General features: G+C 65.8%; 21 protein-coding genes and 2 tRNA genes. 12 read left to right on the forward strand and 11 right to left on the reverse strand.

What is annotated here, in order from left to right:
* Positions 1 to 2 precede the first annotated feature (2 nt).
* The 4 genes from QU44_RS01740 to yajC all read right to left on the reverse strand — a co-directional run bounded on the left by QU44_RS01740 (position 3) and on the right by yajC (position 3,335).
* Positions 3 to 377, reverse strand: coding sequence for an Mth938-like domain-containing protein (locus tag QU44_RS01740; protein ID WP_033919706.1), 375 nt, complete (start codon positions 375 to 377; stop codon positions 3 to 5).
* 3 nt (positions 378 to 380) lie between these two features.
* Positions 381 to 1,343: a protein translocase subunit SecF gene (secF, locus tag QU44_RS01745; RefSeq protein WP_033919707.1), complete on the reverse strand. Its 963-nt coding sequence runs from the start codon at positions 1,341 to 1,343 to the stop codon at positions 381 to 383.
* A gap of 70 nt (positions 1,344 to 1,413) precedes the next feature.
* Positions 1,414 to 3,006, reverse strand: coding sequence for a protein translocase subunit SecD (gene secD, locus QU44_RS01750; protein ID WP_033919708.1), 1,593 nt, complete (start codon positions 3,004 to 3,006; stop codon positions 1,414 to 1,416).
* The gene (yajC, locus tag QU44_RS01755; protein ID WP_033919709.1) at positions 3,006 to 3,335 is read right to left on the reverse strand and encodes a preprotein translocase subunit YajC; all 330 of its coding nucleotides are present in this window, start codon (positions 3,333 to 3,335) and stop codon (positions 3,006 to 3,008) included. The genes secD and yajC overlap by 1 nt, the downstream gene beginning before the upstream one ends.
* 440 nt (positions 3,336 to 3,775) lie before the next feature.
* Here yajC and QU44_RS01760 point away from each other — a divergent pair, with 440 nt between their 5' ends.
* The 3 genes from QU44_RS01760 to QU44_RS01770 all read left to right on the forward strand — a co-directional run bounded on the left by QU44_RS01760 (position 3,776) and on the right by QU44_RS01770 (position 7,473).
* On the forward strand, positions 3,776 to 5,170 hold the full coding sequence (locus tag QU44_RS01760; RefSeq protein WP_033919710.1) for a methyl-accepting chemotaxis protein: 1,395 nt from the start codon (positions 3,776 to 3,778) through the stop codon (positions 5,168 to 5,170).
* An 88-nt stretch (positions 5,171 to 5,258) separates the two neighbouring features.
* Positions 5,259 to 5,335: transfer RNA gene (locus tag QU44_RS01765), tRNA-Pro, on the forward strand.
* 296 nt (positions 5,336 to 5,631) lie between these two features.
* Complete coding sequence (locus QU44_RS01770; RefSeq protein ID WP_052134231.1) at positions 5,632 to 7,473, forward strand: putative bifunctional diguanylate cyclase/phosphodiesterase; 1,842 nt, start codon at positions 5,632 to 5,634, stop codon at positions 7,471 to 7,473.
* Positions 7,474 to 7,485: 12 nt separating this feature from the next.
* Here the strand turns inward: QU44_RS01770 and QU44_RS01775 are convergent, their stop codons facing one another.
* The 5 genes from QU44_RS01775 to QU44_RS01795 form a co-directional block, all read right to left on the reverse strand.
* A complete protein-coding gene (locus QU44_RS01775; RefSeq protein WP_033919711.1) occupies positions 7,486 to 8,322 on the reverse strand; it encodes a p-hydroxycinnamoyl CoA hydratase/lyase in 837 nt (278 codons plus the stop codon).
* A gap of 68 nt (positions 8,323 to 8,390) precedes the next feature.
* On the reverse strand, positions 8,391 to 9,830 hold the full coding sequence (locus tag QU44_RS01780; RefSeq protein WP_052134232.1) for an aldehyde dehydrogenase: 1,440 nt from the start codon (positions 9,828 to 9,830) through the stop codon (positions 8,391 to 8,393).
* Positions 9,831 to 10,024: 194 nt separating this feature from the next.
* A complete protein-coding gene (locus tag QU44_RS01785; RefSeq protein ID WP_052134233.1) occupies positions 10,025 to 10,498 on the reverse strand; it encodes a MarR family winged helix-turn-helix transcriptional regulator in 474 nt (157 codons plus the stop codon).
* A gap of 31 nt (positions 10,499 to 10,529) precedes the next feature.
* Complete coding sequence (locus QU44_RS01790; protein WP_443018063.1) at positions 10,530 to 11,795, reverse strand: MFS transporter; 1,266 nt, start codon at positions 11,793 to 11,795, stop codon at positions 10,530 to 10,532.
* A 208-nt stretch (positions 11,796 to 12,003) separates the two neighbouring features.
* A complete protein-coding gene (locus tag QU44_RS01795; RefSeq protein ID WP_033919712.1) occupies positions 12,004 to 12,681 on the reverse strand; it encodes a uracil-DNA glycosylase in 678 nt (225 codons plus the stop codon).
* Between the two features lie 23 nt (positions 12,682 to 12,704).
* Here QU44_RS01795 and folK point away from each other — a divergent pair, with 23 nt between their 5' ends.
* The 8 genes from folK (at position 12,705) to QU44_RS01840 (ending at position 23,351) form a co-directional block, all read left to right on the forward strand.
* Entirely contained in the window at positions 12,705 to 13,214 is a 510-nt protein-coding gene (gene folK / locus QU44_RS01800; protein WP_443018062.1) for a 2-amino-4-hydroxy-6-hydroxymethyldihydropteridine diphosphokinase, read from the forward strand.
* Positions 13,215 to 13,230: 16 nt separating this feature from the next.
* Positions 13,231 to 13,306: transfer RNA gene (locus QU44_RS01805), tRNA-Lys, on the forward strand.
* Positions 13,307 to 13,458: 152 nt separating this feature from the next.
* On the forward strand, positions 13,459 to 14,136 hold the full coding sequence (locus QU44_RS01810) for a polysaccharide biosynthesis/export family protein (RefSeq protein ID WP_197054219.1): 678 nt from the start codon (positions 13,459 to 13,461) through the stop codon (positions 14,134 to 14,136).
* 608 nt (positions 14,137 to 14,744) lie between these two features.
* The gene (locus tag QU44_RS01820; RefSeq protein ID WP_033919715.1) at positions 14,745 to 16,115 is read left to right on the forward strand and encodes an O-antigen ligase family protein; all 1,371 of its coding nucleotides are present in this window, start codon (positions 14,745 to 14,747) and stop codon (positions 16,113 to 16,115) included.
* A gap of 72 nt (positions 16,116 to 16,187) precedes the next feature.
* Complete coding sequence (locus QU44_RS01825) at positions 16,188 to 18,410, forward strand: GumC family protein (protein WP_052134236.1); 2,223 nt, start codon at positions 16,188 to 16,190, stop codon at positions 18,408 to 18,410.
* On the forward strand, positions 18,407 to 19,654 hold the full coding sequence (locus QU44_RS18450) for a tetratricopeptide repeat protein (protein ID WP_033919716.1): 1,248 nt from the start codon (positions 18,407 to 18,409) through the stop codon (positions 19,652 to 19,654). The genes QU44_RS01825 and QU44_RS18450 overlap by 4 nt, the downstream gene beginning before the upstream one ends.
* Entirely contained in the window at positions 19,651 to 21,444 is a 1,794-nt protein-coding gene (locus QU44_RS01835) for an ABC transporter ATP-binding protein (RefSeq protein WP_052134237.1), read from the forward strand. Before QU44_RS18450 ends, QU44_RS01835 begins: the two co-directional genes overlap by 4 nt.
* Positions 21,441 to 23,351: an acyltransferase family protein gene (locus QU44_RS01840; protein ID WP_033919717.1), complete on the forward strand. Its 1,911-nt coding sequence runs from the start codon at positions 21,441 to 21,443 to the stop codon at positions 23,349 to 23,351. The genes QU44_RS01835 and QU44_RS01840 overlap by 4 nt, the downstream gene beginning before the upstream one ends.
* Here QU44_RS01840 and QU44_RS17315 read toward each other — a convergent pair.
* A complete protein-coding gene (locus tag QU44_RS17315) occupies positions 23,348 to 24,310 on the reverse strand; it encodes a glycosyltransferase family 2 protein (protein ID WP_197054220.1) in 963 nt (320 codons plus the stop codon). The two genes, QU44_RS01840 and QU44_RS17315, sit on opposite strands and share 4 nt — an antisense overlap.
* Here QU44_RS17315 and QU44_RS17320 point away from each other — a divergent pair.
* Positions 24,309 to 25,469 (forward strand): glycosyltransferase, encoded by a 1,161-nt coding sequence (locus tag QU44_RS17320; protein WP_197054221.1) that lies wholly within the window; start codon positions 24,309 to 24,311, stop codon positions 25,467 to 25,469. The two genes, QU44_RS17315 and QU44_RS17320, sit on opposite strands and share 2 nt — an antisense overlap.
* Here QU44_RS17320 and QU44_RS17325 read toward each other — a convergent pair.
* Positions 25,406 to 26,542 (reverse strand): glycosyltransferase family 4 protein, encoded by a 1,137-nt coding sequence (locus QU44_RS17325; RefSeq protein ID WP_052134240.1) that lies wholly within the window; start codon positions 26,540 to 26,542, stop codon positions 25,406 to 25,408. The two genes, QU44_RS17320 and QU44_RS17325, sit on opposite strands and share 64 nt — an antisense overlap.
* Positions 26,543 to 26,544 lie beyond the last annotated feature (2 nt).

A 26,544-nucleotide genomic window follows, 5' to 3' on the forward strand; every position in this document is an offset into this window, starting at 1 on the left:
GCTCAGTCGAGCGGATACAGCGCCGCCGCCACCCAGCGAAGTTCGGCGCGCAGCACGCCCCAGGCGCGCGCCGCCGCGCGGCTGTCCATCGGCTCGATCCCGATGCCCCGCGCGTCGAGCGCCTTCACCAAGGCCAGCGGCGGACGCAGCATCCGGCTGCCGGTGCCCAGGATCAGAAACTCGGGCAGCGGGTCGAGCGCCAGCACGCCCGCCAGATCATCGATTGCCAGCGCCTCGAGTCCCGGCGGCGTCCAGCCATCGGCACGCTCGGGGGTGACGATCAGCCCTTCATACACGCCTTCGTCGACGCGAAAGCCGCGCCCGATGATGCCGGTGATAATCGGACCCTCGCCCGAGCGGTCGCGATCCATCCGCATGGTTCAGGGCAGCTCTTTCGAGCGTACCCGCTCGGCACCCTGCGGCCCGACATCCTTGGGCAGGAAGCTGTCGGGCTTGAGCTTGAGCCACAACAGGATCGCCGCCGAGACATAGACCGACGAGAAGGTGCCGATCACGATCCCCAGCAGCATCGCGGCGGTAAAGCCGAAGATCACATCGGGACCAAGGATCAGCAGCACGCCAAGCGTAATGCCCAGCGACAGGCTGGTGACCACGGTGCGCGCCAGCGTCTCGTTGATCGACAGGTCGAGCAGGTCGGCCATCGCCATCCGCCGATGCTTGCGCATATTCTCGCGGATACGGTCATAGACGACGATCGTGTCGTTCAGCGAATAGCCGATGATCGTCAGCAGCGCGGCGACGATGTTGAGGTCGAACTCAAGCTGCGTCAGCGCGAAGAACCCCAATGTCAGCACGACGTCGTGGAACAGCGCGAACAGCGCGCCCACGCCGAACTGCCATTCAAAGCGAAACCAGATGTACAGCGAGATCGCCAGCATCGCGAGGCCGAGCGCCAGCGCCCCGGTTTCGAACAATTCGCCCGAAACCTTGCCCGATACGCTCTCGACCGCGCCGATCTGCGCCGTCGGATACGCCTGCTGGATGCCGTCGCGCAGCCGGGTCGCAGCGGCGTCGGCGGCTTCGCTATCCTCGGGCAATGGCGTGCGGATCGACACTTCGCGATCCGAACCAAAGGTCTGGATCGTCGCATCCTCGACGCCGAATCCCTGCATCTGCGACCGCAGCGTATCGAGTTCGACCGGCTGCTGGAACGTCACGCGCACCATCTGCCCACCGATGAAATCGATGCCCAGGTTGAAGCCGTTGACGAAGCACAGCACGATGCTGCCGCCCAGCAACAGCAGCGACAATATCATCGCAACCACGCGATGCTTCAGAAACGCGATGTTGGTGTGATCGGGAACGAGTTTCAGCGGGCGCATGGGCAAGCCTTGGGTAATGGAAAAACCGTCCCCTCCCCGTTCGCACTGAAACCGGGAAGGGGCAGCATTATCACAGGTTCAGCGTCTTGGGGCGGCTGCGCTTCAGATAATCGGCGGCAAGCAAGCGGGTGAAGGTCACGCCGGTGAACACCGACGTCACGATGCCGATCGCCAGCACCACGGCGAAGCCACGGATCGGCCCCGATCCGAACGCGAACATGATCGCCGCCGAAATGACGTTGGTCAGATTGGCGTCGAAGATCGCGGTCGATGCTTCCTTATATCCGAATTCCACCGCCTGGATCGGCGCGCGCGGTCGCCGCAATTCCTCGCGGATGCGTTCGTTGATCAGCACGTTGGCATCGACGGCGGCACCGATCGTCAGCACGAAGCCGGCAATGCCCGGCAATGTCAGCGTCGCGTTGAACAGCGCCATGATCCCCATGATCAGCACCGCATTCACCAGCAGCGAGATCGAGGTATAGATGCCGAAGCGGACATAGGTGACGATCATGAAGATCATCAGCGCGATCGCCGACACGATCCCGGCGAGCACGCCCTTGTCGATCGAATCCTGGCCGAGTTCAGCCGAAACCGTCCGCTCCTCGACGACGCGAAGCGCCACCGGCAGCTTGCCCGATCGCAGCGCGATCGCCAGTTCGTTCGCGCTCTCGACGGTAAACCCGCCCGAGATCGACGCCGATCCGCCCAGGATACGCTCATTGATGTTCGGGGCCGAAATCACCGTATCGTCGATGATGATCGCAAACGGCTTGCCGACATTTTCCTGCGTCACCTGCGCGAAGCGACGGCCGCCCTGTGCGTTGAAGCGGATCGCCACGGTGGGCGCGCCGGTCTGCGGATCATATTCCTGCCGCGCATCGGCGATCTGGTCGCCCGAAATGATCGTCGATCGCTTCACCGCGATCGGCGCGCCGGCGGTGGGATAGGGCAGGACTTCGCTGCCGATCGGTGCCTGCCCCTTGGCCAGCGCCTGCGGGTCGGCATTCACATCGACCAGCTTGAACTCGAGCCGCGCGGTGCGGCCAAGCAATGCCTTTAGCTGCTGCGGATCGGAAAGCCCCGGCACCTGCACGACGATCCGGTTGCTGCCCGACCGGATGATCGTCGGCTCGCGCGTGCCAAGTTCGTCGATACGGCGGCGAACCACTTCGGTCGCATCGCCCATTGCCTGTTCGATCGCCTGTTCGATCCCCGCCTGGGTCGGCGTCATCACGAACCGCGTCGAATCACGGACTTCGATATTCCAGTCGCGCTGGCCGGTCACGCCGACGCCTGCGGTCAGCGGCAACAGCCGCTCGCGCGCCGCATCGACCTGCGACACGTCGCGCACCATGAAGCTCAACCGACCGTCGCGCACCGAAATGTCGCCGATCTGGACGCGGGGGGCGCGGCGCATATCGGTTTGCACCGTGTCGCGCATCGTCTCCACCCGCTGCGTCGCGACATCGTCGGTATCGGCTTCGAGCAGGATGTAGCTGCCACCCGCCAGGTCGAGCCCCAGATTGATCTGCGGCGCGGTCACCCATGCCGGCAGCCCGGCCTTGACGTTGGCGGGCAGGAACGTCGGCACCGCCAGCAGCGCGCAGACCGCGATCGTCAGCCAGACCGCCCAGACTTTCCAGCGGGGAAAATCGAGCATCAGTCGTTCGCAGGCTTGCCGCCGAGCGGCGTCACTTCTGCGATCGTCGCCTTGACCACGCGAACGCGGACGTTCTGCGCGATCTCGACTTCCAGATGACGGTCCTCGACCTTGGTCACCTTGCCCACCAGGCCGCCGGCGGTGACGACGGTATCGCCGCGCTTGGCACCCTCGACCATCGCCTGCAGCGCCTTAACCCGCTTTTGCTGCGGGCGGATCATCAGGAAATAGAAGGCGACGAAGATCAGCAGCAGCGGCGCGATGCCGACGATCTGGCCGGCGATGCCGGGATCACCTGCGGTCTGGGCGAATGCGGGAGTGACGAACATGGGCGCGGTTCAGCCTGTCTGAAAGGAGGGGCCAAACGCCCCCCGTACAAGCGGGGCGCGCTATCATGCACGCAGGGCGCGCGCAACCGCCTGCCCCGTCTTGGCGAACCGCACATCGCGCTTCACACATCGCTGTCCTACAAGCATCGCTCTCGCTACGCTCGTCTTATGCACTCGCCTGCGCCCTATTCGACCGGCATCGCCTTTCAAAGCCGGGGAGAAGCGCAACTCAGGGGGTACGTAGTGTAGCTTTTGTAGCTTTCCGCGCGATCGGCACGGCGCGACTCGCCCGCAAAACACGCCACAGCCGACGCCGCTGGAGCTGCCGGAATTGCTTATTTCGGCCCGATCGTGACGAAAGCGCAACATTTCGTCGCAAGTCATCGAACCGTCATCAAATCCTAACCCTGCCTTAAGCAAGCCGCTCTAGCGAACTGCCCATGAAAACAGCGCCTTCGCCCGATCTCTTTCGTGTTGCCGGTCTCGGTGCCGCTCTGGGTGCCGCCCTGGGTGCTGATGCCGGACATGGTGCCGAGACCGATCCCGAGACCGATCAAACCGCCGATCGCTGGTTGCGCCCCGACGAATGCTCGCCGCCCAGCGTGCATTGCAACGACCGGCTCGATGACGCGATCGACATGCTGCAACGCAATCCCGATGCGCGATTGCTGCCGGTGGTCGATGACGAATATCGCCCGATCGGCGCGTTGTTTGAAAAGGATATTCGCCGGCTGTTGCTCAATCCCTATGGCCATGCACTGCTCAGCAATCCGGCCTATGGCAGCAGCTTGTGGCATTATCTCAAGCCGGTGCCGATCGCTGAATCGTCGCTGGCGATCCCCGATCTGATCGCCACCTATCGCGCGGCGCAGGGCAGCGACGGCATGGTGCTCACCCGCAACGGGCGGTTGCATGCGACGCTGGCCAACCGGCGGCTGGTCGACCTGGCGGCGATCGACGAGCGGGACCGCACCCGCCGGCGGCTGGCGCGCGCGCAGCGGATCGAGGCGGCGGGGCAGCGCTTTGAAAGCGACGTCGCCGGCCTCGCGCGCGACCTGAGCGCACTGGCGCTGGCGATCCGCACCAATGCCGTCGCCAGCGGCGTGCGCTCGGCAGCAACCGGCGAAAGCGCCGCCGCCGTCGCCGCCGCCGCGACTCAGAGCGCCGCCAATCTCGGCGGGATCGAAGTCGAAGGGCGCCATCTCACCAACGGCCTGATGCAGGTCGCCGCCAGCACGCGCGAGGCCCGCGCGCTCGCCGCCGATGCGGTCGAGCTGGTCGAGGAGGGCAATGCCCGCACCGGCGAGCTGAAACGATCGGCGCAATCGATCGACCAGGTCGCACACATCATCGCGACGATCTCGCGCCAGGTAAAATTGCTGGCGCTCAACGCGACGATCGAGGCGGCGCGCGCGGGCGAGGCCGGGCGCGGCTTCGCCGTCGTCGCCAATGAAGTGAAATCGCTGTCGGACCAGACCGCCCGCGCCGCCGACACCGTGACCCGGCACATCGTCGACATCGGCGGATCGGTGACGGCGGTGGCCTGTACCTATGCCCAGATCGATAGCGCGATCACCGCGATGGCCGAGCGGTCGGCGCAGATCATGCTGGCGATCGACGCGCAGCACGGCGCGACCGAGGTGATCACCCGCCACGTCAGCGAAGCAGTCCACGCCGCCGCCGCCACGCAAACCGACGCGCGCGACATCGCCCACACCGCCGAAGGCGCACGCGGTGCCGCGCAAGCAATGGAGCAGCTTGCCGCACGGCTCATCTCGGGTGCCGACGCACTGACCGGCCAGACCGAGGGGTTCCTGCGCGAGCTCCGCGCTTGAAGCGCGGGCTGGGCGTGTCGCACGAGAAGGTCGGCGTCACTCCCCCCTTGCGTCGGATCGGCGATCGGCCTAGACGCCCGCCTTCGGTCGGGGCGTAGCGCAGCCTGGTAGCGCATCACACTGGGGGTGTGGGGGTCGCAGGTTCGAATCCTGTCGCCCCGACCAAAATTACCGCGGTAGAGTGTTTCTCCAAACCTCCCGCAACCCCAAAGCGAACCGCCGCTCCCGAGCCAGGCGACCCACTGCTATTCAGCAACCGGCAAGTCACTTTGTGCGACTGGTCACCAATAATGGTGCGGGGAACATAATCATGGGGTTGGCGTTTTTATCGGTGGCTGAGGATAGCTACGTATTCGGCCAACAGGTCGATAACGTCACCTTTGTCCCGCCTTGCCGGCGACAGCGCTCGATGCTGCTATAATTAGACCTCAAGACTCGGTGCAACTGCGATCGAACCATCCATGCTCAAGATGCAGAACATCATATTGGAGATGATTGCCAAAGGCGAACCACTCGCCGATACCGCCGCGCGACTGTGCATCGAGGCTGAACAACAGGCACCGGGAACCATCTGTTCGATCATCGTGGTTGATGCCGATGGCATAATGCATCCGCTGGCAGCACCCAGCCTGCCCGCCGATTTCGCCGCGATTGTCGAAGGCTTGGCGATCGGCCCCGATATCGGCTCGTGCGGCAGCGCGGCCTATCTTCGGCGCGAAGTCACCGTCACCGACATCCCCAACGACCCGCGTTGGGCCAAATTCAAGCATCTCGCCGAACCGCTCGGGCTGCGCGCCTGCTGGTCCAGCCCAATCCTCGATGCTGCCGGTGATCCGGTCGGAACCTTCGCCTTTTATTACCGCGAACACCGCGAACCCACGCAAATCGAACGCGAAATCGTTGGCAATTGTACCCATTTATGCCTGATCGCGCTCGATCGCGAACGGCGCGTGGCAGAACATCGGCGGCGGGCATTTACCGACGAACTGACCGGCCTCGCCAACCGGGCGGCGTTTGAGGCGACACTGTCGACACTCGATTGCGCAATCCCCGGCAATTGGGCGATGCTGATGATCGACCTCGACAATCTGAAGGACGTCAACGACACCTTCGGCCACGCGGTCGGCGATTGCCTGCTGCGCGCGGCGGGTGACCGCATCGCCGCCGCCGTGGCACCTGAACCAGTGTTCCGGATCGGCGGCGATGAGTTCGCGATCATTCTGGAGACCAAGGAAACGCTGCGCGACCTCGATCGCACCGCCGAGCAGATCCTCGGCGCAATCGGACATCCTGCAACCTGCGGCCCGCAGATCGTCGTGCCGCGTGCCACTATCGGGGGTGCGGTGTTGTCGGCGGGGGACTGTGCGCCTGAGCGTGTCCGCCAGCATGCCGATTTCGCGATGTACCATGCCAAGGAAACCGGGCGCGGCGGCTTTGTCCGCTATTGGCCGGGGCTCGGCACCGCGATGACCCGCCGCCTGGGTGACATCCGCGAGGTCGATGCCGCCCTTCGCGAAGGCAGGATCGACGCCTTTTACCAGCCCGTATTCCGCCTCGACACCCGCGAGATTGTCGGGATGGAAGCACTATGCCGGATGCGGATCGGCGACCGGATCGTGTCCGCCGCCGCCTTTCACGAAGCGACCAAGGACGCCTATGTCGCCACCGCGCTGACCGCCCGGATGATCGAGATCGTCGCTGGCGACGTTCGTGCCTGGCTCGACCTTGGCATCCCATTCCAGCATGTCAGCATCAACATCTCGTCGGCCGATATGCGCCACGGTGCGCTCGAAAAAATACTGGTCGACACCTTCGACCGGCACGGCGTCCCGCTGGCGCACGCGATCCTCGAAGTCACCGAAGCCGTCTATATGGGCGATGGCGACCACCGGGTGCAGACCGCGATCAAGGATTTGCGCGCCAGGGGCATCCGCGTCGCGCTCGACGATTTCGGCACCGGCTATGCCTCGCTCACGCACCTGCTGACGGTGCCGGTCGACATCCTGAAGATCGACAAGAGCTTCATCGATCGATTGGCACCGGGCGACGTCGGCACCGCCATTGTCGAGGGGCTGATCGGTATCGCCGGAAAGCTCGGCATCCGCGTGGTCGCCGAAGGGGTCGAAACCGAACGTCAGGCCTATCAGCTGGCGGCGATCGGCTGCGAGCTGGGCCAGGGCTATCTCTTCTCGCGCGCGGTCGATCGCGATGCGTCGACCAGGCTCCTGCTCGACCACGCCCAACCTATGCCCACCGACCCGCCTTTGACGCCGACCAGGCCGGCTTTGCGCGGCGCGGCCTGACCCCGATCCGCTTCAGCTACCCGCCTTGTCCTTGTCATAAGCACCAAGGCCGGGCTTATAGCTCTTTTCGTCGATGAACTGCCGGATGCCCTCCTTGCGGCCATCATTGTCATAGCTGTTGGCGGCTTCCTGCGCGCGAATCAGATAATCCTCGGCGTCGTCATAGCTCATCACCGATACCCGGCGCACCGCGTCCTTGGTCGCCTTCAGCGCAACCGGATTCTTCTTCAACAATATGTTCGCCACCTCGGCGACCCGCGCCTTCAGCTCGGCCAGCGGCAGCGATTCGTTCACCAAGCCCCATTCGGCGGCAGTCTTGCCGTCGACATTCTCCCCCATCATCGCGTGATACATCGCCTTGCGGAACGGCAGCAGTTCCACCGCCACCTTGGTCGCGCCGCCGCCGGGCAGGATGCCCCAGTTGATCTCCGACAGGCCGAACTGCGCCTCGTCGGCGGCGAACGCCAGGTCGCAGGCGAATAGCGGGCCATAGCCGCCGCCAAAGCACCAGCCGTTCACCATCGCGATCGTCGGCTTTTGGTACCAGCGCAGCCGCCGCCACCAGCCATAGCTCTCGCGCTGTGCCGCGCGCGTCGCGCCCAGCCCCTTGGCCTCGGTCTCGCGGAAATACTCCTTCAGGTCCATGCCCGCCGACCAGGCGGTTCCTTCACCCGCCAGCACCAGCACCCCCACATCGTCGCGGAATTCGAGCAGGTCAAGCACCTCCAGCATGTCGCGGTTCAGCGTCGGCGACATGCAGTTGCGCTTGTCGGGACGATTGAACTTCACCCAGGCGATGCCGCCTTCGATGGCATAGGATACCGTGTCGTTGCTGCTGAATTGAGTCATGCCAAGGTCGCTTTCTGCTCGCCGGCCGAAGCACGGGCGCTGGGAGGATTGGAAACTGGGGGAAGCGATCAGATCGGGTAATGCCCCGCTTCGGTCTCGATCGTGACCCAGCGAAGCTCGGTGAAGGCGTCGATCCCGGCCTTGCCGCCGAAGCGGCCATAGCCCGAGGATTTGACCCCGCCGAAGGGCATTTGCGCCTCGTCATGCACCGTCGCGCCGTTGATGTGGCAAATGCCCGATTTGATCTGGCGCGCAACGCGCAGGCCGCGCGCGGTGTCGCGCGTGAACACCGCCGCCGACAGGCCATAATCGGTATCGTTGGCCAGCATGATCGCGTGCGCCTCGTCATGCGCGCGGGTGATCCCCACCACCGGGCCAAAGCTTTCGTCGCGGAACAGCTTCATCTCGGGGGTCACCCGGTCGATGACGTGCGCGGGCATCAGCACGCCCCCGCCCTCACCCGCGCTTTCGCCGCCATTCACCTGCACCGCGCCCGCCGCCAGGGCATCGGCAATCAGCGCGCGCACATGATCGACGGTCTTGCGATCGACCACCGCGCCAAGCGGTGCCTTGCCCTCGCGCGGATCGCCCACCGCCATGCCCGCCACCTTGGCGGCGAATTTGCCGACAAAGGCCTGCGCCACCGCATCGACCACGATGATCCGCTCGGTCGACATGCAGATCTGGCCCGAATTCATGAACGCGCCGAACGCCGCCGCCTTCACCGCTTCGTCGAGGTCTGCGTCCTCCAGCACGATCAGCGGTGCCTTGCCGCCCAACTCCAGCAGCACCGGCTTCAGATGCTCGGCGGCGCGTTTGGCGATGATCCGGCCGACATGCGTCGATCCGGTGAAGTTGATCCGCCGGATCGCGGGATGATCGATCAGCGCGCCAACGACTGCGCCCGCATCCTCCGGTGCGTTAGTGACGATACCCACCGCGCCTTCGGGCAGACCGGCATCGGCAAAGGCCTCGGCGATCAGGCTGTGCGTGCGCGGGCATTGCTCGCTGGCCTTGAGCACCACGGTATTGCCGCATGCCAGCGGCACCGCGATCGCGCGGACGCCCAGGATGATCGGCGCGTTCCACGGCGCAATCCCCAGCATCACCCCCACCGGTTCGCGCAGCGCCATCGCGATGCAGCCGGGCTTGTCCGACGGGATCACCTCGCCGCCGATCTGCGTGGTCAGCGCCGCGGCTTCGCGCACCATGCCCACCGCCAGCGCCAGATTGAAGCGCGCCCAGCCTTCGGTCGCGCCGATTTCGCCCATCATCGCGGCAACGAACGCATCGGCCTTCGCCGCCAGCGCGTCGGCCGCCTTGGTCAACAGCGCGCGCCGCGCATTGGGGCCAATCACCGACCAGATAGGGAATGCCGCAGCGGCGGCGTCGGCCACCGCCTGGGCATCGGCGACGGTGGCGGCAGGCGCGGTCGTCGCGACCTCGCCGGTCACCGGATTCAGCCGATCAAAAGTGCGACCGGGTGCAGTTTCTGCGAGCATGGCCATACATCCTCCTCCATATTGTTATGTGACATAACATATTGTGGCGGGCGATGCAATTGCTCTTTTGGCGGCTGGCTCCCGAAGAGCGCTGAAGCATTTCCTGCGTCATTCCCGCCTTCACGGGAATGACGAAGTAGGGGTCAATCGATCAGCGTAACGTCATCGCGCTCAAGCTCGCGAGGCGAGGACAAGGAGGATCAGTCCCCCGCCGCCTCGATCCGTGCCAGCAAGTCGATCAACTGCTCCCGCTCGCCAGCCGACAGCCCCGACAACAACCGGTCCTCATGCGCGCGAATAAGCTCCAGGCTGGTCCGGGTCTTTTCCTCGCCTTCGGGCGTCAACGTCAGCGCCAATGCCCGGCGATCATCGACAGCGGTCTGGCGCTGCACTAGGCCAGCATCGACCAGTTCATTGACCAGGCTGACCATATTGGCGCGCTGGATGCCCAGCGCGCGGCCGACCGTGCCCTGGTTGATCCCGGGGTTGGCAGCGATGACCGAAAGGATGCCGAACAACACCTGGCGCATGCCGGTGCCGGCAATCGCGCGGGCGAAATCGTTGCCGATGGCCGCCGACGCCCGTCGCATGTGATACCCTACCAGGCCATCAAGCGCCCCCAGCGCGATAATGTCGGTATCCAGTTCAGCCTGCACGTCTTTTTCTCCCGGCATGGCAGGTCCATAGAACCGACCGGCCGGTGCCTCAAGCGGCGGTCGTCCGGCGTCCCAACGCGAACAGGGCTGCGGCCGCTATCGCCGAACCTCCCGCCATCAGCATCGCTACACTCGACAGACCATAGCCGGCGGCGAACAGCAACCCGGCAAGCGCGGGAGCCAATGCCGATCCGCCGCGCCCGATACCGATGACGAACCCCGTTGCGGTCGCACGCATGGCGGTTGGAAAACTCTGTGCAATCAATGCGTAGAGGCCGACGACCGCCGCGTTGGTGGCAAAGCCGGCCAGCGCTGCGATGGCCGACAACGCGGCAAGATCGGTCCGTTCCTGACCAAAGACTATGACCAGCACCGTCGACAACAGCATCGCCGCGATGGTCAGCCCCAGCAACCGAACCCGCGCGGTGAGCAGTCCCAACAACAACGCCCCGGTCGCCCCGCCAACGCTCGCCCAAACCAGCACCCCGGCGGCCAGCGGCGCGGCAAAACCCATGTCGACCACGATCTTGGGAATCCATTTCACGATGAAATAAAAGGTCATGATGTGCATGAGATAGGCCAGCGTCAGCAGCCCGGTGACATGGGCGAACACGGGTGAGAAAAGCTCGACCAGCGGCACTTTGACAGGCCGGGGCTCGGGAGCCGGCAAGACGTCGATCGTGGGATGCCCCATCCGCTCGAGCGACCGGTTGATCCGGGCGAGCGCATCGGGCGGTCGACGATGCATCAGGAACGCGATCGATTCAGGCGCGAACCGCAATACCAACGGAATGAAGCACAAGGTGGCGACGCCGCCGAACAGGAACACCGCCTGCCAGTCATAGCGCGCCAGCAGGACGGCAGAGATCGACCCGCCGATCACGCTGCCCACCGGATAGCCGCTTGCCATCAGCACGACGCACAACGCGCGGCGGCGGGCGTTGGCGGCTTCGGCGACGGCGGCGTTGGTCGCGGCCAGCATCCCGCCAATCCCCAGCCCGGTCAGCACCCGCCACAGCGACAGCCCCGTCACCCCTTGCGCGGTCGACGCCCCCAACATGCCCGTCGCCATCACCATCAGGCAGCCCAGGATCGTCGCGCGCCGCCCGATCCGGTCGGCGACCCCGCCCAGCACCAGCGATCCGATCGCCATGCCGATCAGCTCCATCGACAGCACGATGCCCAGCGCGGCGCGATCGACCCCCAAGGCCGCGGCGATGCCGGGCGACGCAAAGCTGATCGACAGCACGTCGAACCCGTCGAGCGCATTCAGCCCGACCATCGTCGCGACGATTCCCCATTGGAACCGCGACATCGCAGCGGTGTCGACGATCAGCCGCGGATCGGTGGCCGCTACTCGGCGGTCCGGTGCCCCAGGCGCGATCGCCGCATCCTCCCCAGCTTGCATCCGTCACCCTCCCGCAACGTCGATCGCCTATATGCTATCCGACATAACTTACTGGCTGACATAGGCGCGGCGGGATCGTCAAGCCGGAAACGCCCGGCGTATCGCCCCCTATCGGCTAGCCCAGCCCGCCCCGCGCCAGCTCGTCCCGAACCACCAGCGCGCGTGCAAACACCGCTTCAAACATCGTCGGCGTCAGCCGCCCGGTATTCTGGTTGTAGCGCGAACAATGATAGCTATCGATCAGGATCTGGCCACCGGGCATGCGATGTTCGGCCAAATGCCCGAACTTGGCCTTGGGCAACTTGCCCCCCAGCACCTTGACCGCCGATTGGTGTGCGATCTGGCCAAGCGCGATAAACACGCGCGGCGTCCCCAGATCGGCGATCTGCCCCTCCAGGAACGGGCGACAGGTGCGGATTTCCTCGGGCGTCGGCTTGTTTTCGGGCGGCAGGCATTTGACTGCGTTGATGATGCACACCCCCTCCAGCTTCAGGCTGTCGTCGGGCCGCGCTTCATAGACGCCCGATGCCATACCGAACTTGGCCAGCGTATCGAACAGCAACATGCCGGCATGGTCGCCGGTAAAGGGGCGCCCGGTGCGGTTTGCCCCGTGCTTGCCCGGAGCCAGGCCGATAATGCCAAGCCATGCCTGGGGATCGCCAAAGGCGTTGACCGGGGCATTCCACCAATCGGGATATTCCACCCGCAGCGCCTCGCGAAAGGCGACCAGGCGGGGACAGCGCGGGCAATCATGCGGCGGTTCGGATTCGGGAAGTGGGCTTGGCGCGAACATCTGCGCGCGATAGGCGCATGGCGGTGTCAGAAGCAAATTACCCGACCGCGAATTATCTGATCGCCCTGGGGTCAAACCGGGCGAGCCACCACGGCAACCCCCGCGCGACGCTGGCGGCGGCGATCAAGGCGTTGCCCGGCGTGGTTGCTTCGGCGCGAATCATCGCAACCCCGCCGATGGGGCCGTCGCGCCGCCGTTTCGCCAATGGTGCGGTGCTGGTCGAAAGCGGGCTTACCCCGCCGGCGATGCTAGCCGCGCTGAAGGCGATCGAGGCCGCCTTCGGTCGGCGCCCGGGCCGCCGCTGGGGCGCGCGCGTGCTCGATCTGGACATTATTCTGTGGTCGGGCGGCGTGTGGCGGCAACGATCGCTGACGGTGCCGCATGTCGCGTTTCGGCAGCGAGCCTTCGTGCTGGCCCCTGCCCGGCAAATCGCGCCGCGCTGGCGTGATCCGGTCACCGGCCGGACGATCGCGCAGACCCTGGTCCAAAATCACCGCCCGCGCCCGGTTGACCGCAAGCGCGCTCGTCCCTAGTTGCCCCTCCTTGGTCGGGCCCGTAGCTCAGTTGGTAGAGCAACGGACTTTTAATCTGTAGGTCTCGGGTTCGAATCCCGACGGGCCCACCAAAGCTTGGTGCCGATGGCGTTTGCCAGTCAAGCAATCACACCACCCGCAAGCCACCCCAACCGGCGCGCTACCCGCGCTATTGCGGCGGTATCGCGTGCACGATAGACCTGTGCAAATGGCGACATCCAAACGCGAGAACGGTCGGCGAAGGTTGGGTATACTGCTCGTGGCGGCATGCGTTATCCTGGCGGGATGCGGCGGTCGCCGTGGCGGCAACATTGCTTATGACCCAGCGGGATTCGTCGCTCCCGACGCCCCCGACCTGCCGATCGGCAATCTCGAATATCGGCTCGGCGTTGGCGACGTGGTGTCCATCTACGTGTTCAAGGTCGACACCTTGTCGGGCGACCAGACGATCGACGCTGTCGGACGGATTAATCTGCCGCTGGTCGGCCCCGTATCAGCCGCGGGGCGCACCACCGGCGAGTTCGAGGATGATCTGGAGCGCGTGCTGGGCGCAAAATATCTGACGGCCCCCAAGATCGCGGTCACCCTCAAAAGCGCGGCACAGCGGATCGTGACCGTCGAAGGATCGGTACTGCAACCCGGCCTGTATCCGATCGGGGCACCAACCTCCCTGTTGAAGACGATCGCGATGGCGCGCGGCACCGCGCCCGAGGCCAATGCCCGCCGTGTGGTCGTGTTTCGGCATATCGATGGCCAGCGCATGGCCGCCGCCTTCGACCTGAAGAGCATTCGCCGCGGCGAATCACCCGATCCGATCATCTATGCCGACGACATCGTCGTCGTCGATGGCTCTTCGACCAGCAAGACGCTGAACACTGTCCTCCAGACGCTGCCATTCGTCACGTTATTCAGGCCGTTCTGACGCTTAGTAGGGGAAGCACCGGTAGCAGCCATCGGCGCTGCTTTTACCGATGGCTGTCGATACGAAATGATGCTATGTACTTAACTCAACTTGTGCGCGCAGCGGCTTGGGGAGATGATAATGATAGGTCGAACAACAGCTTGGGTTGCCGCATTGGCGCTGGTCGCGCAAACGACTGTCGTCTCGGCACAAACCGTTGGCGCAGCCGCAAACGCACCCTCGGCTGCTCGCCTTGCCAGCAACCGAACCGCGCTTGGCATCTCCAACCAACAGACAAGCGGCTCAGCGCAGCGGGAGGAACCCCCGGTCGGAAACGAGACCGTAGCAGGCGGTGTCCCTGCCCCCGGCCTGCCGATCGGCAATATGTTCATATTGCTGGGAGCCATTACAGCCGTCAGCCTCGGTGCCGCAGCGGCGGCGAGTAGAGGTGATGACGATTCTGTGGACCGCCCACCGGTCAGCCCCTGACACCAGCATTGACGCTGAAGTGCTCGGCGGCGATTTAAAAATGCTGAGCACCACCTTCTGTCTCTAGTCTGAAGCGCCACCGCCACACCTGCCTGGGTATCGTGGTGATTCACCGTCATCACACTTCGGTTTTCCTCGCAATGACGCAAAACCGACTTCGCCTGATCGCGACCTTCTTCTGCGCAGCACTTCTGTTCGGCGGCGCAAGCGCGGCCGGGCTGGTCGCCAATGCCGCCGTACAAATCGCCGCCATCGCACTGGCGCTGTCGGTGCTGGCCACGCGCAAACCGCCGCCGCGAGGGACTTTCGCGCGCAACCGCTGGCCGTTGCTGCTGTTTGCGCTGACCGCAGCAATGATGCTGCTGCACATTGTTCCGCTGCCACCATCGATCTGGCAGGCCTTGCCGCAGCGATCGGCCATCCTCGACGGATTTGTCCTGGCCGGCGTCGAGCCCGGCTGGCTGCCACTGTCGTTGACCCCCGACTCAGCCATCGGCGCGCTGGTCAGCCTGGTGCCCCCATTCGCGATGTTCGTCGCGGTCATCGACGCGGACGATAGCGACCGCATCTGGTTGCTCCGCCTGCTGGTCGCCATGGCTGCACTGTCGTCGGTCGTCGGCGGGCTTCAGCGAATCCAGGGCATTGATTCGCCGCTATACCCATATGCCATCACCAACCGCGGCAGCGCGGTGGGGTTCTTTGCCAATCGCAACCATCTGGGCACTTTGCTGCTGTGCTCGGTGCCTTGCTGGGCGGTGCTCGCGCGGCGGGCCTTGGCCGCGCCCGTCGCTGACCGGCGATGGCAACCATTGTACCTTGCGGGCCTGGCCATCGCCGCCCCGCTCATCCTCGGCGGGCTGACGATCATCGGTTCGGTCGCGGTGGCGGTGATGGCAGGACCGGTCATCGCGCTCTCGGTCGCGATAATACTTGCCGGGCGAAACAAACGGTTCGGTCGCGCGACCTGGCTTGGCATCGGGGCAATCGTGGCGGTGACGGTCGCCGCGCTGAGCCTGGGGCTTTCATCGCCCGAACCGTCCAGCAGCCAGCAGCGCGATTCGACCATCCCCACTACGCTGCGGGCGGCCACTGCCTATCTGCCGCTTGGTTCAGGCGCGGGCAGCTTTACGACCGTCTATCCACGCTATGAATACCCCGCCGCGGTCACGCCCGAATATGTCAACCACGCCCATAGCGACTTCGCCGAATGGCTGCTCGAATATGGCCTGCCCGGCCTGGCTGTCATCGCGGCGGCTTTGGCCTGGTGGGGCCGTGCCGCCTGGCGCGCCTGGGCACCGGGCGGCGGTGACATTGCCCGCGCGGCAATGGTGGCGTTGGGAGTCATCCTCGTCCACAGCATGGTCGATTATCCGCTTCGCACCGCCGCAATCGCAGTGGTCGCAGCGCTTGCCGCTGCGCTGGCAACTAGCCCAAGCGGATCGCAGGCCGACAGCCGATCGGGCCAGCAGCGCCGCAGTTCGCGGCTGTTAACCGGCGCGAATGCCGAGTAACGTCGTAATCGCCATGCCCGGCCTGATCGTTTTCAACGCGATAACCGGTAGTGGGGCATCGGGGAGTGGGGCATGAACGAGGTAAACGGCGCAATCGGCGGACGCGATCTGCGCCGCACACGCAGCAGCGAAATCGACCCGCTGCGCCAGGCACCGGCACCTTCGGCTATCAATCGGGCGGGATCGTCGCAATTCGATATTGGCGACATGCTGCGGGTGATGGTGAAATGGAAATGGCTGATCCTGGCATCGATAGTGGTCGGCATCGGACTGGCGGTAACGGCCACCTTGCTGTCGACGCGAGTCTATCGATCGACCGCGACGCTCGAAATCAACACCACCCCGATCGAGGTGATGGGCAATAATCGCGGCATCCAGCCCAAGATGCGCGGCGAGGATCAGTTCCTCCAAACCCAGTTCGGCCTGCTGAAAAGCCGATCGCTCGCCGAACGGGTGGCGACGATGCTCAACCTGGGCAGCGACCCCGATTTCGTCCAGGGCGGCGGCTCGCCCGAAGCGAAACGACTGGCCGCCACCTACAAGCTTGCCGCCAATCTGGAGGTGCAGCCCCTGCGCGGCAGCAACCTGGTGGCGCTCAGCTACACCGATCTCGATCCCGAGCGGGCAACGCGGATCGTCAATGCCTTCGCCAATGGCTTCATCGATTCGACCACCGAACGCCGCTATGGCACGACCGCCTTTGCCCGCAATTTTCTTCAGACCCGGCTGAACGTCACGCGCGAGCGGCTCGAATCGAGCGAGCGCCAGCTGGTGGATTATGCCCGCAACAAGGGCATCGTCCAGCTTGGCGGTGGCGGCGCGCAAGGGGCGGGGCGCGATCCCGATGGTCCTACCAGCAGTTCGGGCGATTCGCTGACCACCCAGTCGCTGGTCACCCTGAACGCAGCGCTCTCCAGCGCGATCGGCGAACGCATCGCCGCCGAACAGCGCTATCGCCAGGCAATCGCCACCAATGCGGCGGGCGACATCATGCAGAACCCGACGGTATCGGGGCTTCGCGCCGAGCGCGCCAAGCTGGAGGCGGAGTATCGCGAACGGCTGGAGACCTTCCAGCCCGACTATCCTGAGATGGTCGCGCTGCGGACCCGGATTACCGAGATCGGCGCGGCGCTACAGCGCGAAGGCAGTCAGGTATCGTCGTCGCTGCGCTCGGCCTATCTGGCCGCGCAAGGGCGCGAAGCCGAATTGCAGGCACAGGTCGAATCGCTGCGATCCAGCGTCCTCGACCTGCGGACGCGCGGCATCGGCTACACCATCCTTCAGCGCGAGGTCGACACCAACCGCACATTGTATGACGCGCTGTTGCAACGCTATAAGGAGATTGGTGTGGTCGGCGGGCTTGGCGAAAGCCAGGCGGTGGTGGTCGATGCCGCGCTGCCACCGCGAAGCCCGTTCAAGCCCAGCCCGATACGCAACCTGTTGATCGGCATCGCCGCCGGTCTCGCCATCGGCATGGCCATCGCCTTCGCACTCGACTTCGTCGACGACACGATCAAGTCCGCCGAAGATGTCGGCAACAAGCTGCATCTGCCGCTATTGGGGCTGGTCCCCCGCATGGAAAAGGGGGTGTCGATCATCGACGAACTCACCAATCCGCGATCCGAAGTGGCAGAGGCCTATTATTCGGTGCTCACCGCGTTGCAGTTCACCAGCGGCAGCTATCATCCCAAATCACTGCTGATAACAAGCTCGCGTGCCAGCGAGGGCAAATCGAGCACGTCGCTGGCGCTGGCGCAGAATTTCGCGCGCACCGGCCTGAACGTGCTGCTGATCGACGCCGACCTGCGCAAACCTTCGTTCTTTGCGAAAACCGTGACGACGATCGGACTGACGCGGCTGCTCAGCTCGAACGAAGCACTGCCCGAACATGTGGTGGCCACCAATACGCCCAATCTCTCGCTGCTGCCCAGCGGCCTGGTGCCGCCCAACCCCGCCGAATTGCTGGCGACGCGGCGCATCCACCAGATCATCGGCGAAGCAGCCTCGATATATGATCTGGTGATCATCGACGCCCCGCCGGTGCTGGGGCTGGCCGACGCGCCGGTCCTCAGCTCGATCTGCGACGCGACCTTGCTGGTGATAGAGGCCGGATCGATCCGCCGGGCGATCGTGCTGAACGCCATGCAGCGGCTGACCAACGCCGATGCACGGCTGGTGGGGGTCGTCCTGACCAAATATAACCCCAAGACCAGCGGCTATGGCTATGGGTATGGCTATGGCGAGCCCTATGGCAGCCAGCCTCGGAAGACGCCGATGCTGGACATCGCTTCATGACCGCAGCCACGCCCGTCGCCGCTGCCGCCTTGTGGATTCGGCTGTTGCTGCTGGCGGGCGGCATTGCCCTGGCATGGCTATCGGTGCGCCAAGCGGCGATCGGCTTGTGGCAGACGAAGCGGCCTGATCGAGCGGTGGCATTCGCGCCCGCTGCCGGCGGCGCGCTGGCCAATCTTGCCCAGGCGCGGATCATCGGCGCGGGCGGCGATGTCGATCCGGCGGCGCGGGCGCTGGTCGCCCGGTCGATGCGAGGCATTCCCGGCGGTGCGGTGCCGATCACGCTGGCTGGCCTGGCCGCCAGCGCCGATGGCGACACGGCGCGCGCGCAGGCGCTGATGACGATGGCTCGGAATCGCGAGCCACGCGCCGACATTGCCCGTTACTGGCTGCTAGATCACTATATCCGGGTCGGCGATTACCCCGCTGCGCTTGGCGAAATCGGCCCGGCGATGCGGCTTCGCCCGGGTACGCGCGAACCGATCCTGGCGCTGGTGGCAGCGCTGCTCGAGGAGCCGAAGGGCGCGGAAGCGGTGCGCGCGGCGCTGGCCACCGATCCCGATTGGCGGGGTGCGTTTTTTGCCGTGCGCGCCGGGGCCGGGACCGATCCGTTGGCACTGCTCGCCCTGCTCACCCGCTTGCCGCCCCCCACCGATCCCGCCCGCGCTGCCGCCGAACAACGCGCGGTGTTGCGCGCGGCAATCGCGCAGGGCCAATATAACGCGGCCTATCGCGCCTGGCGCGGCTTCCTTCCCGCCGAACATCGGCTGCGCGCGTTGGGGGTCTATGATCCAAACTTCGCCGGGTTACCGGGGCCATCCCCGTTCAACTGGACGCGGGTCGACAGCGCAGCGGGCGAAGCAAGCATGGCCCGCGCGCGCGATTTGCCCGAAGGCAGCGCGATGACGCTGGCGTTTCATGGCGCGGCGCCAGCGGTGCTGATCGAACAATATGCCCTGGCGACCCCCGGCGCGGCCACCTTGTCGCTGCGGGCGCGGATGACCGGGGGTGACCCGGTCGGAAGCCTGACCGCACGGGTGCGATGCGCGCAGGACGAATCGCTGCTGGCCGAACTGGCATTGCCCACCGCCAGCGCGCCGATCCGTCGCTATGCCGCAACCTTCACCGTGCCGCCGCGCTGCACTGCAGTTCGGGTACAATTTGCCGGCGAGCCGGGCGAGCGGTTCGGCGAGATCCGCGTCGCGGTAACCGGCGTCGATCTGCGCCAAAGTCCCGCGCCGACATGACCGCCCCCGACGCACCCGCCGACGATCCGGGGCCGTGGCGGTCGGCGCGCAAAATCTATCGCCACCTGGCGGCAAAGCGCCGGCGGCAGTTCGCCCTTACGATCGCACTGATGATCGCCGGGGCGGTCGCCGAGCTGGCGACGATCGGCGCGGTGCTGCCCTTTCTGGCGATCGTCACCGGCGGGTCACAGGGGCGCTATGGCGGCGCGGTCGCGGTGATCGATGCCGTTGCCGATACGCTCGGCATCAGCACGATCGCGCTGGCCGCCCTTGCGCTGGTGGCCATCGCCATCACCTCGGGCGCGGTGCGGCTGGCGTTGATATGGACCAGCCAGCATTTCGTATTCGCGGTCGCGCACGATCTGGCGACGCGGATTTACAGCCGGACGCTGCATCAGCCGTACAGCTATCACGTCATGCGCAACACCAGCCAGACGATCTCGGGAATCGAGAAGGTGCAATATGTGCTGGGCAACGTGCTGATGCCGGCGATGCTGGGAACGACGGCGGCGGTGGTCGCGCTGTTCATCCTGGCGGCGCTGATCGCGATCGATCCCGCGACGTCGCTGGTCGCCTGCCTGTGCTTCGTCGTGCTGTACGCCATCGTCAGCATCACCACGCGCAAGCGGCTATACCGTAATGCCGACATCATCGGCGATGCGATGCAGCTGCGGGTGCAGACGCTGCAAGAGGGGATGGGCGGCATCCGCGACGTCCTGCTCGATCAGACCCAGGGCATTTTCGTCGCCAAATTCGCCAAGATCGACCACGCTTTCCGCCAGGCACAGGCCGCCAACCAGTTCATCGGTGCCGCGCCGCGCTATGTGGTCGAAGCTGGCGGGGTGGTGCTGATCGCGGTGCTGACGCTGTATGTGAGTACCCAGCCGGGCGGCATCATTGCTGCCCTGCCGATGCTCGGTGCACTGGCACTGGGGGCGCAGCGGTTGTTGCCGCTGGTCCAGCAGGTGTATTTCAGCTGGTCGCAAATTCACGGCAATCGCCGCGCGTTGCTGGACGTCGCCCGCCTGCTCGACATTCCGGCGCCGGTGCCGCAAGCGACGGTCCCGGTGCCGCCGCTGGCCAGCGCGATCGAGATCGATCAGGTCAGCTATCGCTATCCCTCGGGCGACCGCCCCGCACTCGATCGGCTGTCGCTGACGATCGCGCGCGGCGCACGCATCGGGCTGCTCGGCAAATCGGGGGGCGGCAAGAGTACGCTGGCCGACCTGATCATGGGCTTGCTCGATCCCACCCTGGGCTGTCTGCGGATCGACGGGCGCGTGCTCGATGCCGGAGCAAAGCCATCATGGCAGGCCCAGATCGCGCATGTGCCCCAGGCGATCTATCTGGCCGACAGCAGCATCGCCGCCAATATCGCCTTCGGGCGCGACGCCGATATGATCGACATGGCGCGGGTGCGCGCCGCCGCGCAGGGGGCCGATCTCCATGATTTCATCGCCAGCCTGCCCGATGGCTATCAATCGAGCGTGGGCGAGCGCGGCATTCGCCTGTCGGGTGGTCAGCGCCAGCGGATCGGCATCGCCCGCGCCCTGTACAAGCGCGCCACGATCCTGATCCTCGATGAAGCCACCAGCGCGCTCGACGACGAAACCGAACAGGCGGTGATGGCGGCGATCGATCGCTTGTCACGCGACCTGACCATCGTGTCGATCGCGCACCGCGTATCGACGCTGCGGGGCTGTGACACGGTGGTACGGATCGAAGGCGGACGGATCGTGGCGCAAGGGCCATATGCCCAGATCGTGACCGCCGCCGCCGCAGCCGAGTGAGCATCGCCACCGACACCGCGCGGCGAACCGACCTTCAGGCGCTGCGCGGCCTGGCGGTGATCATCGTCATCCTGTTCCATTCGGGCCTTGGGATTCTGCCGTCGGGGTATCTGGGCGTCGACATGTTCTTCGTCCTGTCGGGCTATCTGATCACCGGCATCCTCCTGCGCCAGCGCCTGGCCGGAAGCTTTCGGTTCGCCGATTTCTACCTTCGCCGCGCGCGCCGCCTGCTGCCGGCGGCGTATGCGATGCTGGCGGTGACGATCGTCGCGGCGATGCTGCTGCTGACGCGCAGCGGCTATGATCGTTTCGCGCAGCAACTGGCGGGGGCGCTCGCCTTTTCGACCAACATCGTGCTGTGGCGGCAGATTAATTATTTCCATGATTCAGCGGTGTTCGAGCCGCTGTTGCACCTGTGGTCGCTGGGGATCGAGGAGCAATTTTATCTCTTCCTGCCCGCCTTGCTGGTGCTGCTGCCGCCGCGCCGCTGGTTTGCCGTGCTGTTGGTGGCGACGCTTGCCAGCCTGATCGGCTATCTGGTGGCCTATCCGCGCGTGCCGGCCGCCGCCTTTTATCTGCTGCCGCTGCGCGCATGGGAGTTGGGGCTGGGCGCGCTGGCGTGTTTCGCTGGCACCGCCATTCGCGATCGGGCCACGCGGTGGCGACCGGCGGCGCTGTTGCTGCTGCTGGCGATACCGTTCGCCCCGGAAACCCCGAGCTTCATTCCCGTGGTCACATTGCTCGCGGGCCTGGCTGCGCTAGGCATCATCATTGCCCGGCCCTGGCCAACGCCAGCGCTGCGCCCGCTGGCCGCGATCGGCGACCGGTCCTATTCGCTGTATCTGGTGCATTGGCCGCTCTTTGCCTTTGCCAATGTCCTGTGGTTGGGGACGCCGCTGCCCGGCTGGCTGATCGCGGCCCTGCTGCTGGCTACCGCGCTGCTCGGTTTTGCGTCCTATCGCTACATCGAACAGCCCGGGCAGACGCTGCCGATCGCCGCGAAAACGGTCTGGATGCTGGCGGCGGCGGGCGCGATCGCGCTGGCACTGCTGGGAGCGATGGGCGCGCTGGTCGTCGGCAATCGCGGCCAGACCTTCGACATGCGCGGCGTGGTCGGTCTGCCCTTGCCCGATTGCGATGGCAGCGCCGACCCGTTCGATGGGCGCTGCACCCAATCGGATCGACCCGAAATCCTGCTATGGGGCGATTCCTTTTCGCAGCATCTGGTGCCGGGGATCACCGCATCCACCACCCGCCCGATCGCGCAGGCAAGCCTTGGGGGATGCCCGCCGCTGCTGGGAATCGCATTGGTCGAAGGCCCGGCAAGCCAGCGGACCGCCAGCGAATGCATCGCCTTCAACGACAGCGTTCTTGCCTATCTCGATCGCACCCCCAGCGTCGGCGTGGTGATATTGGCCGGACGCTATCTTCGCTACACCCATCCTGGCATCCAGGTAATGCTGGCCGAGGAGGGCAACCGCATCACCACCAGCGCCCCCGATCTGGTGGTGCGCGCGCAACTGCGCACCAGCGCGGCGATCCGCGCGCGTGGCCGGCGCGTGGTGATCGTGTCGGGACCGCCGCAGGCGCGCTTCGATGTTGGCCAGTGCTGGGAACGCAAGCTGGCCGGGCTGCCCTATGCCGTCGCGCGCGCCGATTGCGCCATCACCCCGGCGACCGCGCATGAACAATCGGCTGCGACCGCCAACCTGCTCGATCGTTTTGCCCGCAGCGCCGCCACGCCGGTGCTCCGGCTGGATCGGGCGATGTGCGCCAACGGCATTTGCGCCACCGCGTGGAACGGCGTGCCGCTGTACCGCGACCGCAACCATCTGGCCTATGCCGGCGGAGAGCTGGTCGGCCGCCGCTTCGCGCTTGGCCAGCGCGCCTGGGCGGCCGCGCGCTAAAGGCGGCGCTTCACCGCCGAATAGCCGCGCGCCCCCCCGCGCAACACCCTGCCCGGAAGATAGGACAGGAGATGATAGACAAGCCCCGGCAAGCCAATCGATCGATATGCCCCCTTCAGGATCGAGCGCGCTTCGCGGCTGCGGCCTGCATATAGTTGACCGCGCGCATAGTTCAGCCGGGTGCGATCGGCATAGCCGCGTATCGCGTCGTGCAGCTTGCGATACTGCGGGGCCGCCAGCGCTTGTTCGAGCACCGCGAACACCGGCGCGTGCGATTGCGGCACGTCGCGGGTACCTGCAGCATCACTGGCGGCGCGCTCCATCGCCCCGCCATTGCCGCGCAGATAGATCGACGTCTGCCGCGAGCTGACCGCAATCGCATGGTCGAGCGCGAACCGTACCCAGAACTCGGTATCCGCCCCCACCGGCCAGCGCCCGAAGCCGGTCGTCGCCGCAAAGGCCGATCGCCGGATCGCGACGCTAGAGGCGTTGAACACGCTGCCGTCATGCTGCCGAAAGAAATCGAGCAGTTCGGCATGACCGGCACGACTGGGGCTGGCCGCCACACGGTCGAGCGCGGCCAGGTCCGACGCCAGCGATGCCGCGCCGACCAGATCGGCTTGCGGACAAGCCCCGATCACCTCGGCCAGCGTCGCCAGATGCTCGCGCCGCCACACATCATCGGCATCGATCAGCGCGATCCACTCACCATTGGCAGCAGCCGCCCCAGAGTTGCGCGCGGCACCTTCGCCGGCATTCGCCTGGCGGATCAGCCGGATCCGCGGATCGGGATTAGCCGCGACACGCTCGCCGCTGCCATCGGTCGATCCGTCGTCGACCACGATCAGTTCGAGCGGCGACCATGTTTGCCCCAACACCGACGCGATCGTGCGCTCGATGAAATCCCGCTTGTTGTATAGCGGGATGACAACCGAAAAGCTGGGAAGCGGGGCGGCCATGCGCGCATCTTGTCGCAACCCTGGTGCCAAGACCAGCGCCGCCGTTGCCGCGCGGCGCATTGTCGCCGATAGCATTGGCGTGACCGACGCAGCCGGCCCGCTTTTATACGTGACACCAACCGACCCGGCGCTTGCCACCGGCGGCCGGGCCAAGCTGTCGCGGCTGCACCAGTCGCTGCTCCACGATCTGTTGGGCGATGGATTTCATCGGCTCGTGCTCCCGTCGCGCGGACCCAATCCTGTCGCCGCGATCCTGCGGGGCCAGATCGACGGCATCGACGCCGCGAGCCTTTCGGCGCTGTCGGACAGGATCGCCGGCCACCGGATCGAGCGGATATTCCTCGATGGATCGAACCTTGGCAGCGCGGCCCGCGCGATCAAGCGCCGCCACCCGGCGGTTCGCGTCATCACCTTTTGCCACAATGTCGAAGCTCGATTCTTCCTGGGGGCCTTGCGCGCCAGCCCGACGCCGCGATCGCTGGCGGTGCTCGCCGCCAACCTGAACGCCGAACGCGCGGCGGTGCGGGCGAGTGACATGATCATCACCCTCAGCGATCGCGACAGCGCGTTGTTGCAGCGGCTTTATGGACGCGGCGCCGATGCCGTCCTGCCGCTAGCGATCGAGGACGGGTATCGGCGCGATGCCCTGCCGCCGCCACGATCGCCCGCGCCCACCCCCTATCTGCTGTTCGTCGGCGGCGGCTTTTACGCCAATCGCGATGCGGTGCGATGGTATGCCGATCGCGTTGCGCCAAGGCTCGCGATCGAGACGATGATCGTCGGCCACGGCATGGAACAATGCCCGCCTGCCCCCGGCATCACCCTGGTGGGCGCGGTCGAGGATCTGGCACCGTGGTACGCGCATGCCCTCGCTGTCGTCGCGCCGATCCGCGATGGTTCGGGGATGAAGACCAAGGTTGCCGAAGCGCTGATGTTCGGCAAACGAATCATCGCCACGGCAGAGGCGTTTTCGGGCTATGCCCCATCGGTGGTCGTCGCCAATCGACAATGCGACGACCCGGCAAGCTTCGCGGCGGCGATCAGCGAAGCCTGCGGCGATCCCCCGCCCGGTTTCGATCCTGCGATCCGGCTGCTCTATGATCGGTTCCACGCGCCGGCGGTGGCGCGGGCCGGGCTTGCCGCCATTATCTCGGCGTAGAGCGCCGCGATCTGATCGGCGAGATGATCGAACGCGAAATCGCCGACCCGTTTTGCGCCATAGGCCATCAGCCGCTGCCGTTCGATCGGGTCCGACCAGGCGCGTTCGATCACCGCCGCCGCCGCCGCTTTGCCCGCCAACGGCATATACGCCCCCTGCCCTTCGCTCACCTCCCGAAACACCGGCGTATCGCTGGTGACCACCGGGCGACCCGCCGCCATCGCTTCGATCACCGCGATGCCAAAGCCTTCATAGCGCGACGGCACCACCACCAGATGACAGGCAGCGTATAGCGCGGCGATGGTCGCATCATCGGCGTGCTGGATGATCCGCACCAGCGGCTCCAGCCCCAGCCGGGCGATCCGCGCGCGCAATGCCGTAAGGCTGCCCGCGTCGTTCCCCGCGATCACCAGCGGCCTTGGCGCTCCCGCATCGCGCAGCACCGCCACCGCGTCGATCGCCAGCTCCAGATTCTTGCGCGCTTCGAGATGCCCGACCGCCAGCATGAACTGCGGCGGCAGGCCGGGCGGCAGCGTGGCGGAGGCTGGCGTCGCCACCGGCTTGGTCACCCCGTTATAGACCACCGATACCGGCGTATCGGCGCGAAACGCCATCAGCTCGGCGCGCATCGCCTGCGACACGGTGATGATATGATCGGCGCGGGCAAAGGCATCGGCGAGCACCGGGCGCGCGATCAGCCGCTCGATCAACGGCCGATCGGCTTGCAGCGGTCGCAAATCATGGATCGTCAGGATGGTGCGGCACGGCGCGCCGATCAGTGGCAGCGTGAACGTCTCGAACAGGTCGAGCCGATCGGCGGCCAGCGCCGATCGCCAATAACCCAGCCCCGCGCGAAACCGCGCCCAGCGCCCGCTGCTGGGCAGCGGCGTCGGGCGAACGATGACATTGGGCGAGTCGGCGAACCACGTCCCGATCCGCTGGTCCGCCGGCTCGTACAGCACGAACGAAATGGCCGGGTTGCGGCGGATCAGCGCGCCATACAGGTGCCGGAAGCGCTGATTCGCCCCCGATGGCCGATCGTCGAAACAGGTTGCGTTCAGCCCGACGCGCATCG

Source organism: Sphingomonas sp. 37zxx, from assembly GCF_000786205.1.
GTDB lineage: Bacteria > Pseudomonadota > Alphaproteobacteria > Sphingomonadales > Sphingomonadaceae > Sphingomonas.

Bases quoted from the DNA above. Each gene is read 5' to 3' on its own strand.
- QU44_RS01740 (WP_033919706.1), bottom strand. From the start codon at position 377: ATGCGGATGGATCGCGACCGCTCGGGCGAGGGTCCGATTATCACCGGC.
- secF (WP_033919707.1), bottom strand. From the start codon at position 1,343: ATGCGCCCGCTGAAACTCGTTCCCGATCACACCAACATCGCGTTTCTG.
- secD (WP_033919708.1), bottom strand. From the start codon at position 3,006: ATGCTCGATTTTCCCCGCTGGAAAGTCTGGGCGGTCTGGCTGACGATC.
- yajC (WP_033919709.1), bottom strand. From the start codon at position 3,335: ATGTTCGTCACTCCCGCATTCGCCCAGACCGCAGGTGATCCCGGCATC.
- QU44_RS01760 (WP_033919710.1), top strand. From the start codon at position 3,776: ATGAAAACAGCGCCTTCGCCCGATCTCTTTCGTGTTGCCGGTCTCGGT.
- QU44_RS01770 (WP_052134231.1), top strand. From the start codon at position 5,632: ATGCTCAAGATGCAGAACATCATATTGGAGATGATTGCCAAAGGCGAA.
- QU44_RS01775 (WP_033919711.1), bottom strand. From the start codon at position 8,322: ATGACTCAATTCAGCAGCAACGACACGGTATCCTATGCCATCGAAGGC.
- QU44_RS01780 (WP_052134232.1), bottom strand. From the start codon at position 9,830: ATGGCCATGCTCGCAGAAACTGCACCCGGTCGCACTTTTGATCGGCTG.
- QU44_RS01785 (WP_052134233.1), bottom strand. From the start codon at position 10,498: ATGCCGGGAGAAAAAGACGTGCAGGCTGAACTGGATACCGACATTATC.
- QU44_RS01790 (WP_443018063.1), bottom strand. From the start codon at position 11,795: ATGTCGCGGTTCCAATGGGGAATCGTCGCGACGATGGTCGGGCTGAAT.
- QU44_RS01795 (WP_033919712.1), bottom strand. From the start codon at position 12,681: ATGTTCGCGCCAAGCCCACTTCCCGAATCCGAACCGCCGCATGATTGC.
- QU44_RS01820 (WP_033919715.1), top strand. From the start codon at position 14,745: ATGACGCAAAACCGACTTCGCCTGATCGCGACCTTCTTCTGCGCAGCA.
- QU44_RS01825 (WP_052134236.1), top strand. From the start codon at position 16,188: ATGAACGAGGTAAACGGCGCAATCGGCGGACGCGATCTGCGCCGCACA.
- QU44_RS18450 (WP_033919716.1), top strand. From the start codon at position 18,407: ATGACCGCAGCCACGCCCGTCGCCGCTGCCGCCTTGTGGATTCGGCTG.
- QU44_RS01835 (WP_052134237.1), top strand. From the start codon at position 19,651: ATGACCGCCCCCGACGCACCCGCCGACGATCCGGGGCCGTGGCGGTCG.
- QU44_RS17320 (WP_197054221.1), top strand. From the start codon at position 24,309: ATGCGCGCATCTTGTCGCAACCCTGGTGCCAAGACCAGCGCCGCCGTT.
- QU44_RS17315 (WP_197054220.1), bottom strand. From the start codon at position 24,310: ATGGCCGCCCCGCTTCCCAGCTTTTCGGTTGTCATCCCGCTATACAAC.
- QU44_RS17325 (WP_052134240.1), bottom strand. From the start codon at position 26,542: ATGCGCGTCGGGCTGAACGCAACCTGTTTCGACGATCGGCCATCGGGG.